This is a genomic window from Rhodanobacter sp. FW106-HT46G03 (assembly GCF_058789895.1).
In genome coordinates, this window is the sequence record NZ_JBYTCC010000001.1 from 2,061,931 (window position 1) to 2,075,167 (window position 13,237).

Annotated in this window: 14 protein-coding genes; 6 read left to right on the forward strand and 8 right to left on the reverse strand. The window is 66.7% G+C overall.

The genetic code is table 11. The features are described 5' to 3' along the window. Positions 1-39: 39 nt before the first annotated feature. The 6 genes from AC3WP6_RS08890 to prmB form a co-directional block, all read right to left on the reverse strand. Positions 40-330, reverse strand: a complete 291-nt coding sequence (locus tag AC3WP6_RS08890) for a hypothetical protein (RefSeq protein WP_492627364.1) — start codon at positions 328-330, stop codon at positions 40-42. Beyond that, positions 327-1,355 carry an aspartate-semialdehyde dehydrogenase gene (locus AC3WP6_RS08895; RefSeq protein ID WP_492627365.1) on the reverse strand — a complete coding sequence of 343 codons (1,029 nt, stop codon included), beginning with the start codon at positions 1,353-1,355 and terminating at the stop codon, positions 327-329. Before AC3WP6_RS08895 ends, AC3WP6_RS08890 begins: the two co-directional genes overlap by 4 nt. After that, positions 1,352-2,386: a 2-hydroxyacid dehydrogenase gene (locus AC3WP6_RS08900; RefSeq protein WP_492627366.1), complete on the reverse strand. Its 1,035-nt coding sequence runs from the start codon at positions 2,384-2,386 to the stop codon at positions 1,352-1,354. Before AC3WP6_RS08900 ends, AC3WP6_RS08895 begins: the two co-directional genes overlap by 4 nt. 31 nt (positions 2,387-2,417) lie before the next feature. After that, positions 2,418-3,506, reverse strand: coding sequence for a chorismate synthase (gene aroC / locus AC3WP6_RS08905; RefSeq protein ID WP_492627367.1), 1,089 nt, complete (start codon positions 3,504-3,506; stop codon positions 2,418-2,420). A gap of 73 nt (positions 3,507-3,579) precedes the next feature. Beyond that, positions 3,580-4,128: a GNAT family N-acetyltransferase gene (locus AC3WP6_RS08910; RefSeq protein ID WP_492627368.1), complete on the reverse strand. Its 549-nt coding sequence runs from the start codon at positions 4,126-4,128 to the stop codon at positions 3,580-3,582. Positions 4,129-4,131: 3 nt separating this feature from the next. Beyond that, positions 4,132-5,049, reverse strand: coding sequence for a 50S ribosomal protein L3 N(5)-glutamine methyltransferase (prmB, locus tag AC3WP6_RS08915; protein ID WP_492627369.1), 918 nt, complete (start codon positions 5,047-5,049; stop codon positions 4,132-4,134). Between the two features lie 63 nt (positions 5,050-5,112). Here prmB and asd point away from each other — a divergent pair, with 63 nt between their 5' ends. The 4 genes from asd (at position 5,113) to AC3WP6_RS08935 (ending at position 8,467) form a co-directional block, all read left to right on the forward strand. Then, a complete protein-coding gene (gene asd / locus AC3WP6_RS08920) occupies positions 5,113-5,964 on the forward strand; it encodes an archaetidylserine decarboxylase (protein WP_492627370.1) in 852 nt (283 codons plus the stop codon). 101 nt (positions 5,965-6,065) lie between these two features. Then, positions 6,066-6,506 carry a hypothetical protein gene (locus tag AC3WP6_RS08925; protein WP_492627371.1) on the forward strand — a complete coding sequence of 147 codons (441 nt, stop codon included), beginning with the start codon at positions 6,066-6,068 and terminating at the stop codon, positions 6,504-6,506. A gap of 273 nt (positions 6,507-6,779) precedes the next feature. Continuing rightward, positions 6,780-7,925 carry a glycosyltransferase family 4 protein gene (locus AC3WP6_RS08930; protein ID WP_492627372.1) on the forward strand — a complete coding sequence of 382 codons (1,146 nt, stop codon included), beginning with the start codon at positions 6,780-6,782 and terminating at the stop codon, positions 7,923-7,925. Further along, positions 7,925-8,467, forward strand: a complete 543-nt coding sequence (locus AC3WP6_RS08935) for a phosphatase PAP2 family protein (protein WP_492628668.1) — start codon at positions 7,925-7,927, stop codon at positions 8,465-8,467. The genes AC3WP6_RS08930 and AC3WP6_RS08935 overlap by 1 nt, the downstream gene beginning before the upstream one ends. Before the next feature lie 7 nt (positions 8,468-8,474). Here the strand turns inward: AC3WP6_RS08935 and AC3WP6_RS08940 are convergent, their stop codons facing one another. Next, the gene (locus AC3WP6_RS08940) at positions 8,475-9,950 is read right to left on the reverse strand and encodes a transglycosylase SLT domain-containing protein (protein WP_492627373.1); all 1,476 of its coding nucleotides are present in this window, start codon (positions 9,948-9,950) and stop codon (positions 8,475-8,477) included. Positions 9,951-10,067: 117 nt separating this feature from the next. Here AC3WP6_RS08940 and AC3WP6_RS08945 point away from each other — a divergent pair, with 117 nt between their 5' ends. Further along, positions 10,068-11,564, forward strand: a complete 1,497-nt coding sequence (locus tag AC3WP6_RS08945) for a helicase HerA-like domain-containing protein (protein WP_492627374.1) — start codon at positions 10,068-10,070, stop codon at positions 11,562-11,564. A gap of 4 nt (positions 11,565-11,568) precedes the next feature. Then, positions 11,569-12,072, forward strand: coding sequence for a transcription elongation factor GreB (greB, locus tag AC3WP6_RS08950; protein ID WP_492627375.1), 504 nt, complete (start codon positions 11,569-11,571; stop codon positions 12,070-12,072). A 69-nt stretch (positions 12,073-12,141) separates the two neighbouring features. Here the strand turns inward: greB and AC3WP6_RS08955 are convergent, their stop codons facing one another. Beyond that, positions 12,142-13,224, reverse strand: a complete 1,083-nt coding sequence (locus tag AC3WP6_RS08955; RefSeq protein ID WP_492627376.1) for an ADP-ribosylglycohydrolase family protein — start codon at positions 13,222-13,224, stop codon at positions 12,142-12,144. Positions 13,225-13,237 lie beyond the last annotated feature (13 nt).

A 13,237-nucleotide genomic window follows, 5' to 3' on the forward strand; every position in this document is an offset into this window, starting at 1 on the left:
AACGCATTGCTGCGACACATTCCAGATCGCGGCGGCAGCTTAACGAACCTTGGTCGCCGGCATCGGCACCGGCTTCACCGCCTGCAATTGCCGTTGCAGTTCGGCGATCGTTGCGTCTTTTTGCTGCAGCTGCGCTGCCGCCGCGCGGCTGCCAGCCTCCTTGCTGGCAACGGCGTGCTTGAGCTGCTCAACCGCCGCGCGCTGCTGCCGGATGGACGTGACCGTCGCCGCCGGCGCGCGTGATCCCGGCTCGGAGCCCGGTGTCTGCGCCAGCAATGCTGGGGCCGCACACATCCCGAACCATGCCAGCGCGATGGGCAGCCCCCTCATAGATAGGTCTCGATGAGTTGCTCGGCCACTTGCACTGCGTTGAGCGCGGCGCCTTTGCGGATATTATCCGAAACTACCCACAGGTCGAGCCCGCGCTCGCAGGAGATGTCCTCGCGGATGCGGCCGACGAATACCGGGTCCTTGCCGGCGACATCGCCGACCGGAGTCGGGTAACCGCCCGCCTTGCGCTCATCCATCACCACCACGCCATCGGCCTTTTCCAGCAGGGCGCGGGCCTGCGCGGCGGTGATCTTGTCGCGGGTCTCGATGTGCACCGCTTCCGAGTGGCCATAGAAGACCGGCACGCGCGCCGCCGTGGGGTTCACCTGGATGGACTCGTCCTCGAGGATCTTGCGCGTCTCCCACACCATCTTCATTTCTTCCTTGGTGTAGCCGTTCGCCTGGAACTCGTCGATGTGCGGGATGACGTTGAAGGCGATCTGCTTGGGGAACTTCGACGGCTTCGCCTGCTTGAAATTGAGCAGGTCGGCGGTCTGCCGCCCCAGCTCTTCCATGCCCGAACGCCCGGCCCCGGAAACCGACTGGTACGTGGCCACATTGATGCGCGTGATGCCTGCCGCGTGATGGATCGGCGCCAGCGCGACCAGCATGCCCATGGTCGAGCAGTTCGGGTTGGCGATGATGCCGTGCGTGGTGTAGCCGGCGATCGCATGCGGGTTGACCTCTGACACCACCAGCGGGATGTCGTCCTGGTAGCGGAACTCCGAGGTGTTGTCGATCACGACCGCACCGGCCGCCGCCGCGCGTGGCGCGTGCACCTTGCTGACCGAACCGCCGGCAGAGAAGAACGCAATGTCGACGCCGGCAAAGTCGTAATCGGCGAGGTTTTGCACGGTGAGCTGTTTGTTGCCGAACTCCACCTGTTTGCCGGCCGAGCGCTCACTCGCCAGCGGAATCAGCTCGCTGACCGGAAAGTGGCGCTCGTGCAGAATCGCGAGCAGCGCCTCGCCAACTGCGCCGGTGGCGCCGACCATCGCAACCTTGTAACGGCTCTTCTTGCTCATCGGGTGATTTCTTGGTGGGGTGGAAACGACACGCCGGCCGCGGCCAGCGCAGTGGAATTGACAAGATTGGGCGGGCGCCCGGCATGCGCGCCAAAACCGAAGCAGGCCAGCACATTGTCGACCGCTACCGCGGTCATCGCGCGCCGGGTGTCGACGGTGGCGCTGGCGATGTGCGGGCTGAGCACCACATTGTCCAGTTCGAGCAGCGCCGGGTGCAGCCGCGGCTCGCCCTCGAATACGTCGAGCCCGGCCGCGGCAAGCTGGCCGTTGCGCAGGGCCGCGAACAACGCGGCGTCATCGACCACGCCGCCGCGCGCGACGTTGACCAGCACTGCAGTGGGTTTCATCTGCGCCAGTTCGGCGGCACCGATCGCGTGGCGCGTCTGTGCGGTGAGCGGCACCACCAGCACCAGCACATCGGCTTCGCGCAGCAGCGTGGCCTTGTCCACGTAGCGCGCGTTGCATTCGCGCTCGGTGGTTTCGGACAGGCGCGAACGGTTGTGATAGATCACCGGCATCGCGAAACCGGCCGCACGGTGCGCGATCGCGCGGCCGATGCGGCCCATGCCGAGAATGCCCAACGTGCGGCCGTGGACATCCAGCCCGAGCCACGACTTGAATTCGATCGAGTGCCATTGGCCGGCGCGAATCCAGCGCTCGGCGGCACCCACGCCACGCGCCGCCGCCAGCATCAACGCCCAGGCGTAATCGGCGACGCTTTCATCCAGTACACCGGCGGTATTGCTGGCGGCGATGCCGGCCGCACCCAGCGCGCCGACATCGAGGTTGTCATAGCCGACGGAGAGGTTGGCGACGATGCGCAGCCGCTTGGCGTTGGCGACCGCAGCGGCGTCGACGCGCTCTTTCATGCCGACGATGGCGGCGTCGCAAGCGGCGAGCCTGGCGGCCAGTTCGGCCGGCGAAAACTTCCGCTCCTCCGGTTCGGCGAGTACTTCGAAATGCGGCCACAAGCGTGCGATCACGTCGTCGAACGTGGGGCGGGAAACCCAGACTCGCAGTGGCTCACTCATGGCTCGCAGGTATGCGTTGGCTGCCGGTGCATCATGCAATGCGCGGCGACACCGGCCCCACGTCGCCGCACTGCGCGCGCTGGCGCAAGGCGTGATCCATCAGCACCAGCGCCATCATCGCCTCGGCGATGGGCGTGGCGCGGATGCCGACGCAGGGGTCGTGCCGCCCCTTGGTCACCACGTCCACCGCCTCGCCGGCCAGGTTCACGCTGTGGCCGGGGACGAGGATGCTGGACGTGGGTTTCAGCGCGATCGTGGCAACCACCGCCTGACCGCTGCTGATGCCGCCAAGGATGCCACCCGCGTGATTGGACGTAAAGCCGTCCAAATAAAGCTCATCGCGATGCTCGCTGCCATGCTGGGTGACGGCCGCAAAACCGTCGCCGATCTCCACGCCCTTGACCGCGTTGATCGACATCAGTGCCGCGGCGAGATCGCCATCGAGCTTGCCGTAGATCGGCTCGCCCCAGCCCGGCGGCACGCCGTCGGCCACCACGCGTACGCGCGCGCCGACCGAATCTCCGGCGCGGCGCAGTTGATTGATGTAGGCCCCCAGCGCCGGCACCTGCGCCGTGTGCGGCCAGAAAAACGGATTCTGTTCGACCGCGTCCCAGTCGAAACCCTCGGGCACGATGTCGCCAAGCTGCGCGAGATGGCCGCGCACGTGCACGCCGTAGCGTTCGGCCAGCCATTTTTTTGCGACCACGCCCGCCGCCACCCGCATCGTGGTTTCGCGCGCCGAAGCACGCCCGCCGCCGCGTGGATCGCGGATGCCGTACTTCTGCCAATAGGTGTAATCGGCGTGGCCGGGGCGAAAGGTCTGCGCGATGGCACCGTAATCCTTGCTGCGCTGATCGGTATTGCGGATCAGGAGCGCGATCGGCGTGCCGGTAGTCTTGCCCTCGTAAACGCCGGAAAGAATCTCCACCTCGTCCGCCTCGTGGCGCTGCGAGGTGTAGCGGCTGCGGCCGGTGGCACGCCGCTCCAGGTCATGGCGAAATTCCTCCGGCGCAATCGCCAGCCCCGGCGGGCAACCGTCGAGCACGCAACCAATCGCCGGCCCGTGGCTCTCGCCAAACGTGGTCACGGTGAACAGTTTGCCGAAAGAATTGCTGGACACGGGCGCGGGGCTCGTCGATGGCGGAAAACCCAAGCTTAGCCGGGTTGGCCGTCCATGTCGCGCCGCACAAGATTCAATCCGCGCCGGTTGCCATGGCACGCCACTCGCGTGCCAGCAGTGCATAGATCGCCTCGTCCGCAAAGCCGGCACCATCGCGCCAGCCTTCGCGAAACAGGGCCTCCTGGCGCAATCCGAGGCCTTGCAGCAACCGCACACATGCCACGTTGCGCGGGTCGACCGCCGCATACGCGCGATGCCGGCCCAGGGTGCCGAACACGAGATCCAGTGCAGCGCGCATGGCCTCGCCGGCAAATCCCCGGGACTGCTGAGCCAGCGCCAGCGTGATGCCGAGTTCGACCGTGTCCGGATCGACGAAATGCAGGCCCAGATCGCCGATCAGCCCAGTGCCGTCACGCGGGCGGATCGCAAACTGCCGCCAGCTCCCCGGCGTACCGAATTCCACGGTCAACTGCCGTTCGATGAAATGCGTCACTTCGACCAGCGTGATCGGACGCCAGCCCTGATAACGATTGACCGCAGCATCGGCGCGATACGCGAACAGCAGCGGAGCATCGTCCGGGCGCAAGGCATCCAGTCGCAGGCGCGCCGTGACGAGCTCCATCGCTCAGCGCCGTGCGGCAGCGGCGTGGATGGCTGCGTGGTGGGCCACGAGGTCGCGTTTTTCCAGCACGAACACGCCCATCTGCCCCACCTTGAACTCCACCCATACGAACGGCACCTCGGGCAACAACGCCGCCAATGCGCGCTCGCTTTCGCCCACTTCAACCACCAAGAGCCCGTCATCCGCGAGCAGATCGGCAGCCTCGTCCAGGATGCGCAGGCAGATATCCAGCCCATCGGCGCCGGAGGTGAGCCCGAGCTTGGGCTCGTGTGCATATTCGCCGGGCAGCGCCGCATACTCGGCGTCAGTCACGTAAGGCGGGTTGGACACGATGAGGTCGTAGCGGCGACCGCGCACGGCCGCGAACAGGTCGGATTTCAGCACCTCGACGCGCTCGCCCACGCCCTGGAGCGCGACGTTTTCGCGCGCCAGCGCCAGCGCATCGTCGCTGACGTCGACCAGATCGACGTGCCAGTCCGGGTTGTACTCGGCCATCGCGATGCCGATGCAGCCCGAGCCGGTGCACAAATCCAGTGCGTGCTCGACGTGGCGCTCGTCCAGCCATGGGGTGAAGCCGGATTCGATCAGCTCGGCTATCGGCGAGCGCGGCACCAGCGCGCGCGGATCGCTCTTGAACTTGAGCCCGGCAAACCAGGTTTCGCCCACCAGATAGGCCACCGGCAGGCGCTCGGTCACGCGGCGCTCGATGAGTTTCAGCACCTTCTCGCGCTCGCTCGACACCAGCTTGCCGGCGCCATAGGCGGGAGGCAGGTCGGGCGGCAAATGCAGGCTCGCCAGTACCAGATGCGTGGCCTCGTCGATCGGGTTGTCGTGACTGTGGCCAAAGGTCAACCCTGCCTCGGCGAAACGGCTCGCGCCGTAGCGGATGAAATCGATGATGGTCGAAAGGTCGGCGGTCACGGGAGGCCCGGCAGGCAACGGAAAGGCCGTGATTATAGAGGCTGGCCCCGTATACTCCCGCGGATGAATTTTCGCGTCCTTGTGCAATACCTGTTGCCGCACCGACTGCTTTCGCGCGCGGTGTATCGCGCCACGCGCTGGACCTTCGCGCCGTGGAAGAATTGGCTGATCGCCACCATCGTGCGCAATTACGGCGTGGATCTCTCCGAGGCGGCACAGCCTGACCCACGCGCCTACCCGCATTTCAATGCGTTTTTCACCCGCGAATTGAAACCCGGCGCGCGCATGCCCGACAGCACGCCCGACGCGATCCTGTCACCCGCCGACGGGCGCGTCAGCCAGGCCGGGCGCATCGAGGCGGGGCGCATTTTCCAGGCGAAGGGCCAGTCGTACACCGCGACCGAGTTGCTCGGCGGTGACGAAGCCGCGGCCGAGCCCTATCGCAACGGCCGCTTCGTGACCGTGTACCTGTCGCCGCGCGACTACCACCGCGTGCACACGCCGCTGGCCGGTACGCTCACGGAAACCGTGCATGTGCCGGGGCGCATTTTCAGCGTTGCCCCGTTTGCGGTGGATGCCATCCCGCGCCTGTTCGCCCGCAACGAGCGGCTGGTTTGCCACTTTCGCGGCGAACGTGGGCCATTTGCCGTCGTCATGGTGGGCGCGATGCTGGTGTCCTCGATTGCCACCGTGTGGGACGGGCTGGTCATTCCGCCTTATGCGGCAGCGGTCGGGCACAAACGCTTCGCCGACAACACCGTGGCACTGGACAAGTTCGCCGAGCTTGGGCGCTTCAACATGGGATCGACGGTGATCGTGTTGTTTCCCGACCGCACTGCCGAGCTCGACGATTTGTTGCCGCAGCAAACCGTGCGGGTCGGTCAGCGCATCGGCCAGGTTCCACCGCAAAACTGACATACAACGTCGTTTTGTGACGCGCTCGGTGCAATTGTGCCGAAGAGCCGCTATGCTCGCCACCGTCATCGCCCTTCACGGCTCGTCGACCAGGGGTCTCCATGCAGCTGCTCAGTCCGGCCATTGCCCTCTTTCGCGCCTATCAGCTCGAACGTCAATTGCGCGTGATTGCCAACGCCATTCACACCCTGCCGCGCCGCAGCCTTGGCCAGTTGAGCGTGCTCACGCTGCGCGAGATCGGTCAGGCCTCCCGCAGCGAGTTTCCACACCTGTATGGCACCTCGCCCGAAGCACGCTATCTACCGTGGGGGCAAGGCACTGCCGCCGGCTATGAACGCGCTCGCTCGGACAACCCGGAGGTTGCCCTACGCGGCATCGCGCTGTGGCTGGCTGTGGCCTATCACGAAACCAAACATTCGCCGCAGGACCGCCTGCTGCCGCAGCACCGTCAGGTACTGCAACTGCTGCAGGAGCTGAAACGCCTGCACCAGCCGGCCGACGCGGGCAAAAACTGGATGGAGCAGGCCGGCGCTACCGCCTGAATCGCCGTGGCGGCGCGCCGCGTCGCATGCATGCCGAATTGTTTTCACGCCGCCGCCAACCCACGTGGCGCGCTCGCTGGTTGCGCCTCCCGCGCGCGGCTGACCGGTCAATCACCCCGCCGATACCGTTCCGCGTTTTCCACGCACGGCCCGCGTAAAACGCATCGTGCCTGCGCGCCGCCTGCGACCGGTGTCGTGCCCACGTAATGCGAACGTCGCCCGCGCGCAACCAGCAACCGCGATGCTCCGGTGGTCACCCACCGGAGAACCACCATGCACATCGCCTTTGTTTCCGAAACGTGGCCACCGCAGATCAACGGCGTCGCATTGACCGTACGGCGATACGCCCAGGGCCTGGCGGAGCGCGGGCACCAGGTTGACGTGATTCGCCCCGGCAGCGACGGCCACGAAAACCAGCTTGAAATGGTGCACGCCAAGGGAGCCCGGATCCCACGCTACCCGTCGCTGCAGTTCGGCATGCCGCAAGGCGGCAGCCTGCGCAAGCGCTGGTCCGCACGTCGCCCGGACGCGGTCTACATCGCCACCGAAGGGCCGCTTGGCACGTCCGCCATGCGCGTGGCCAATGTGCTGGACATCCCGACCGCCACCGGCTTCCACACCCGTTTCGACCAGTACGCCGGCTACTACGGCGTCGGACTGTTTACCCCGCTGGTGCGCTCGCATCTGCTGAAGTTTCACCGCCGCGGCCAAATGACCCTGGTGCCGACCCGCGCACTGCTGAAGGAGTTGCACAGTAGCGGCGTCACCAACGCGCGCCAGCTGCGGCGCGGGGTGGACACCGGACTCTTCGCGCCAACCCGGCGAGACCCGTCCCTGCGCGCCCGTTGGTATGCCAACGACAACACGCCAGTCATGCTGTGCGTGGGCCGGGTGGCCGCCGAGAAGAGCCTGTGCCTGGCGCTCCAGGCCTGGCGCGCCCTGCAGGCACGCAATCCACAGGCGCGCATGGTGGTGGTCGGTGACGGCCCGCAGCGCGCAGCCCTGGCCGCCGCCTACCCGGATGCGATCTTCACCGGCGCCCTGCACGACGTCGAGCTCGCCACCCACTACGCCAGCGCCGACCTGTTCCTTTTCCCCAGCGTGACCGAAACCTTCGGCAACGTCGTGCTCGAGGCGATGGCCTCGGGGTTGCCGGTGGTGGCATTCGACCGCGCTGCGGCGCATGAGCACCTGATCAACGGCATTTCCGGCCTGCTGGTGCCGGACACCGACACGCGCGGCTTCATCACCTCCGCCTTCCAGCTCGGGCTGGATCAGGAAATCCGCGTCGCCCTCGGCGCCAACGCCCGGCTGGCAGCCGAGCGCTGCGCACCCGAGTACGTGATCAAGGACATGGAGAGCCTGCTGAAAGCCATGCTGGCGGCACACACGGCTCCCCCGTTCCAAGCTGCCTCATGATCACCCGTACGCGCCTGCGGCAAGGTTGGGCGTTCGATCCGCGGTGGTGTCACATCGCCAACCGCTGGGGTGCCCATCGCAGCCTCCACCGATTGTTCACCCTGGTCAGCCGCCTGGGCGACGGCTGGTTGTGGCTGGCGCTGGCAGCCGGTTTGGCCGCGTTGCCGGGTTCGCGCGGCATATGGGCGGCGCTGCAGATGCTGGTCACTGGCGCGGTGGGGTCCCTAGTGTACCGCGTGCTCAAGCAGATGACCCGCCGCTCGCGGCCGTACCGTATCCATGCAACCGTGGTGGCCCGCGTCACGCCGCTGGACGAGTACAGCTTTCCGTCCGGCCACACCCTGCATGCGGTCTGCTTCAGCATCGTGGCCGGCGCGTGGTTCCCGATGCTGGCGCTGCCGCTGATCGTGTTCACCGTGCTGGTGGCACTCTCGCGGCTGGTGCTTGGTCTGCACTACCCGACGGATGTCCTCGCCGGCGCCTTGCTGGGCACGGTGATCGCCCTGCTGTCGCTGTACCTCGTGCCGGTGATTCCGCGCTGAGCGTGGCCTACCGGCACGCCAGCACTTTCAGGGTTTGTCCGACCGCCAGATGGTGGTGGTGCAGGCCATTCATCTCGGCCACTTCCTGCACGCTGGAGCAGCGCAGATTGCGCACGATGCTGACCAGCGTGTCCCCGCGGTGCACCTTGTAGCGCCGGGTACCGACTTTCACCGGTGCGCGCACGATGCTCGGCGGTGCGATGACGACCGGCGCTGCGGCATGCTGCAGATCGGCTGCGAGGATGGGCCATGGGCCGTCCACGCACTGGTTCGCATAAGCCCTTTCGAGCCGTTTCGGCACCTGCATTTCGGTGCCTGCCGGTTGCTCTTGCTGCGGATCGAGTCGCGGGTTGAGATTGCGCAGCGTGCGAAACCAGCCCTCCTCCATGCCATCGGCCGAACCAAGGCAAACCGTCAGTTCGGAAATCGATGCCGGGCGTTTCAGCACGATGGTGCCGGCCTTGCCGTCGATGCGCGGGAACCGCAGGTTGTAGCTGTCGGGGTGCAAAAACAGCCATGCTGCAGCCAATACGGCGGGTACGTAGTCGCGCGTTTCCTGCGAGAGCTGGTCGTAGATGCGCGGGTCGTAGAAGCTCACCGCCGTATCCGCCCCCACCAACCGACGCACCCGGCCCTCACCGGCGTTGTATGCCGCCAGCGTCAGTTCGAGATTGTCGTTGAACACCTTGAGCTGCTCGTTCATGTACTCGGCATTCGCGCGCGCCGCGGCCACCGGGTCGAACCGCAGATCGAAGCCGCCGGTATTGCTCAGGCCGAAGCGCAGGCCGGTGGAATACATGAACTGCAGCGGCCCGGCGGCGCCGGAACGCGACACCGCATGCACCTTGCCGCCGGACTCCTTGGCCATGATGCCGAACAGGATTGCCTCGGGCAGGTCGGCCTGCTTGTACGCCGGCCACATTTCGTGGCGCAGGTATTGATAGTTGATCCACGCATCGACGAGGTTGGGTCGCAACTGGGTCAGCCACATCTGCAGCGCGGACTTCACCGCACCATTCATGGCGATCAACTCGGAGAGCTTTTGTCCGTGCAGCAACGTCACGCTGCGCTGGGCCTCGGGCAAGGTGGCCACACCGTGCTGGTCGAGCGCCATGCCGGTGGTGGATTCGCCCTCGATGGTGTCGCCATCATCCGCACCACCGGCCGCCCCGCGCAGGATGCGGTCGTAAACCGCCGCAAAGCGCTGGACGTCGCAACCTGCGGTACGCACGCATGCCGTGGTGGCATCGTGCAACGTGGCCGCCGCCGCATCCATCGCCTGCTGGCCGCCCGCACTGTCGCCCTGGCGCACGCGCCGCGCGCCGGCCTGATAGGCCGCTGTCGCCTGCGTCAACTGCGCATACAGCGCGTTGGTCGTCGGAGTTCGCCGTGCCCCGCCGGCACCCGCACACCCTGCCGTCATCGCCACCGCCACCAACATCGGTACCCAGCGCAAGCACCGTCTTCCACGAGCAGGCCACATGACTACGACTACCAGCCGAAAGACATGCACGATAGCGAGCAGTTGGCGGCTACTCAATGGACAAGGCCAACACCCGCACTGGCTACAATCACGGCCACTCATTCGGGGAGGACGCACATGAGCGGGATTCTGATCGGCCGCAACGACCACACCGGCGTCAGCCTCGATCCGCACTACGGCAATCGGCACGGCATGATTGCCGGCGCCACCGGCACCGGCAAATCCGTCTCGCTGATGGTGCTGGCCGAGGGGTTCTCGCGCCTCGGCGTGCCGTGCTTCCTTGCCGACGTCAAAGGCGACCTCGCCGGCCTGGCGCTGCCGGCGTCAGAGCCGGGCGACAAACTCAAGGCCCGGCTCGCCACGCTCAAGCTGGATGGCTGGAAGCCCGCCCCCAACCCGGTCGTGTTCTGGGACATCTACGGCAAGCTCGGCCACCCGGTGCGCGCCACTGTGAGCGAGATGGGCCCGGCGCTGCTGGGCCGCGTGCTGGATCTGAACGACACCCAGCAAGGCGTGCTGGAGATCGTTTTCAAGCTGGCCGACGACAATGGCTGGCTGCTGCTCGATCTCGATGACCTGCGCGCGCTGCTTGGCTTTGCCGCCGACAACAGCAAGGATCTCTCGACCCGCTACGGCCTCATCAGCAAGACCAGCCTCGCTGCCGTGCAGCGCGCCCTGCTGCAACTGGAACAAGGCGGCGGCGCGAGCTTCTTCGGCGAGCCGGCACTGGAACTGGCCGACCTGATGCGTCAGGACATGTCGGGCCACGGCATCATCAGCGTGCTCGCCGCCGACCAGCTCGTGCTGAAACCCAAGCTGTATTCCACCTTCCTCCTGTGGCTGCTGTCGGAGCTCTTCGAGCAGTTGCCGGAAGTCGGCGACCTCGACCAGCCCAAGCTGGTGTTCTTCTTCGACGAGGCGCACCTGCTGTTCGACGACTGCCCGTCGGCGCTCAAGCAACGCGTGGAACAGGTGGTGCGGTTGATCCGCTCCAAGGGCGTGGGCGTCTATTTCTGCTCGCAGAATCCGGACGACGTGCCGGGGGAAATCCTCGGCCAGCTCGGCAACCGCATCCAGCACGCGCTGCGCGCGTTCACCCCGCGCGATCAGAAAGCGGTCAAGGCGGCGGCGGAAACCTTCGCCGCCAACCCCAAGCTCGACGTGCGCGAGGCCATCGGCAAGCTCGGCGTCGGCGAGGCGCTGGCTTCCACGCTCGGCGCCGGCGGCGTGCCGACGCCGGTCGAACAGGTCCTGGTGACGGCGCCATGCTGCCGAATCGGTGCCATCAGTGATGCGGAGCGCGCTACGGTGCGCAGCCGCTCGCCCGTCGGCGGCAAATATGACACGCCGGTCAATCGCGAATCGGCAGCGGAAATGCTGGCCAAGCGCGCCGACACCAAGGCCGCTACTCCCGCAACGCCCGTCGCCGAGCCCACCGCCGACAGCGGCACCTCGGGCTGGGGCAGCACCGTGCACGACGTGGTGTTCGGCACCAAGCGCCGGCAGGGCATGCTCGAAACCATGGGCAAGCAGATGGTGCGCACCGCCGGCGGCCAGCTCGGCCGGCAGATCCTGCGCGGCGTCCTGGGCGGCATCTTCGGCGGCAAACGGTGATCGAATGAGCCGCTGGCGTCCACCTGCCCCGAAATCCACTGCGATCATCACGCGCGAGGGATTCGAGAAGCTCAAGGCCGAAGTCGACTACCTGTGGCACACGTTGCGCCCGGAAGTGGTGAAGGCGCTCGCGGCGGCCGCAGCCGAGGGTGACCGCTCGGAAAACGCCGAATACACCTACCGCAAGAAGCAGCTCGGCGGCATCGACCGCCGCGTGCGCTACCTCAGCAAACGCATCCCGTCGCTGCAGGTGGCCGAAGGCGTACCGGGCGACAAGGATGCGGTGTTTTTTGGCGCGCACGTGACGCTGGAAAATGCCGCCAGCGGCGAGGAAGTGACCTACCGCATCGTCGGCCCGGATGAAACCGACGCCGAAAACGGCTGGATCAGCATCGACTCGCCGCTCGCTCGGGCGATGCTGAAAAAACATCTCGACGATGAGTTCGACGCCGAGCTGCCTGGCGGTCGCACGTGCTTCTGCATCATCGAAGTGCGTTACGACGGCTGAGGCTCACGACTGGCGACGACCCGCACGTCGGCGCCGTCCACTGCAGGCGAAAGGCCCGTGCACCGACCCTCAGCCCATCTGTTTTGCCAGCGCTTCGGCCAGGCCGAGATACTCGGCATGCTGCTTGAGGCCGTCGATGAAACGTTGCGGGATCGCCTGCACACCGCCGATGGCGCCGCTCAACGCACCGGCCAAAATCGCGCGCGCCTGGTTCTGTCCACCGCCGTTCACCGCGCTCAGCACCGCCTGCTCCACATCGCCCTGGAAGCGCGCGGCGAGATAGTACGCCGCCGGGAACTGGTGATACACCGCACACGGCAAGCCATAGACCAAACCCGCCTTGGACGCCGGCTCGATCACCACCGCCGGGTCGCGTGCCGCACGCGCAATCGACGACACCGTGAGCAGCGCATCGGGCGAGGAAAACTGCCCCGCGACCAGCGCCGCCTCGTCGCCACGCGGTACATCGAGCTGGCCGCTGGTGACCGTGTGGAACGGCAACTCGCCACTCTTGACCAGCGCCATCAGGCGACTGGAAAGCTGCTCGTCCAGCGGCGCGCCATTCACCAGTTGCCCGAGCACCGCGGCAAACGCCAGGGTCATGGCGCCCACCGTGGGGTCGCTCTGGGTCAGCGCCACGTTGCTGCTCACGTATTGCGCAAGGTGCTGCGGCTCGGCGGCATAGCGCACGGCAATCGCAAGCACCCGCTCGGCGGCCTCCGTGTTGTCCGCCAGCCCGGCCACCTTGCCCCACGGCAAGCCCGCCCGCCGCTTGCGCCAGGCCTCGCGGATCGACTGGCTGGTGTAGCCGCCAGGCCCCGCCATCGGCGAGCCATCGACCAGCGGAAACAACTCCTCATCCATCCGCCGGCAGAAATCCGCCTCATCGTAACCGCCCTGCGCCACCAGCGACCGCAGCGTCAGCGCCAGGATGAATCCGGCCTGCGATGACGCTCCGGCCGGCAGACCGGCGTGATAACGGCCCGGCTTGGGCGCCGTGTAATCGCTGATCCAGTTGCCGTAGACATGCTTGAGCTCGTCCAGGTCGTAATACCAATGCGGCCCGAGCGCGAGTGCGTCGCCCACGAACGCACCAAGCAGCGCGCCCACGACACGGTCGGCGCGCGAAACGGGAGAGGCGGACGATGACATGCGATGACTCCGG

Bases quoted from the DNA above. Each gene is read 5' to 3' on its own strand.
- AC3WP6_RS08900 (WP_492627366.1), bottom strand. From the start codon at position 2,386: ATGAGTGAGCCACTGCGAGTCTGGGTTTCCCGCCCCACGTTCGACGAC.
- AC3WP6_RS08940 (WP_492627373.1), bottom strand. From the start codon at position 9,950: ATGTGGCCTGCTCGTGGAAGACGGTGCTTGCGCTGGGTACCGATGTTG.
- AC3WP6_RS08910 (WP_492627368.1), bottom strand. From the start codon at position 4,128: ATGGAGCTCGTCACGGCGCGCCTGCGACTGGATGCCTTGCGCCCGGAC.
- AC3WP6_RS08895 (WP_492627365.1), bottom strand. From the start codon at position 1,355: ATGAGCAAGAAGAGCCGTTACAAGGTTGCGATGGTCGGCGCCACCGGC.
- AC3WP6_RS08930 (WP_492627372.1), top strand. From the start codon at position 6,780: ATGCACATCGCCTTTGTTTCCGAAACGTGGCCACCGCAGATCAACGGC.
- AC3WP6_RS08945 (WP_492627374.1), top strand. From the start codon at position 10,068: ATGAGCGGGATTCTGATCGGCCGCAACGACCACACCGGCGTCAGCCTC.
- AC3WP6_RS08890 (WP_492627364.1), bottom strand. From the start codon at position 330: ATGAGGGGGCTGCCCATCGCGCTGGCATGGTTCGGGATGTGTGCGGCC.
- AC3WP6_RS08955 (WP_492627376.1), bottom strand. From the start codon at position 13,224: ATGTCATCGTCCGCCTCTCCCGTTTCGCGCGCCGACCGTGTCGTGGGC.
- AC3WP6_RS08925 (WP_492627371.1), top strand. From the start codon at position 6,066: ATGCAGCTGCTCAGTCCGGCCATTGCCCTCTTTCGCGCCTATCAGCTC.
- asd (WP_492627370.1), top strand. From the start codon at position 5,113: ATGAATTTTCGCGTCCTTGTGCAATACCTGTTGCCGCACCGACTGCTT.
- greB (WP_492627375.1), top strand. From the start codon at position 11,569: ATGAGCCGCTGGCGTCCACCTGCCCCGAAATCCACTGCGATCATCACG.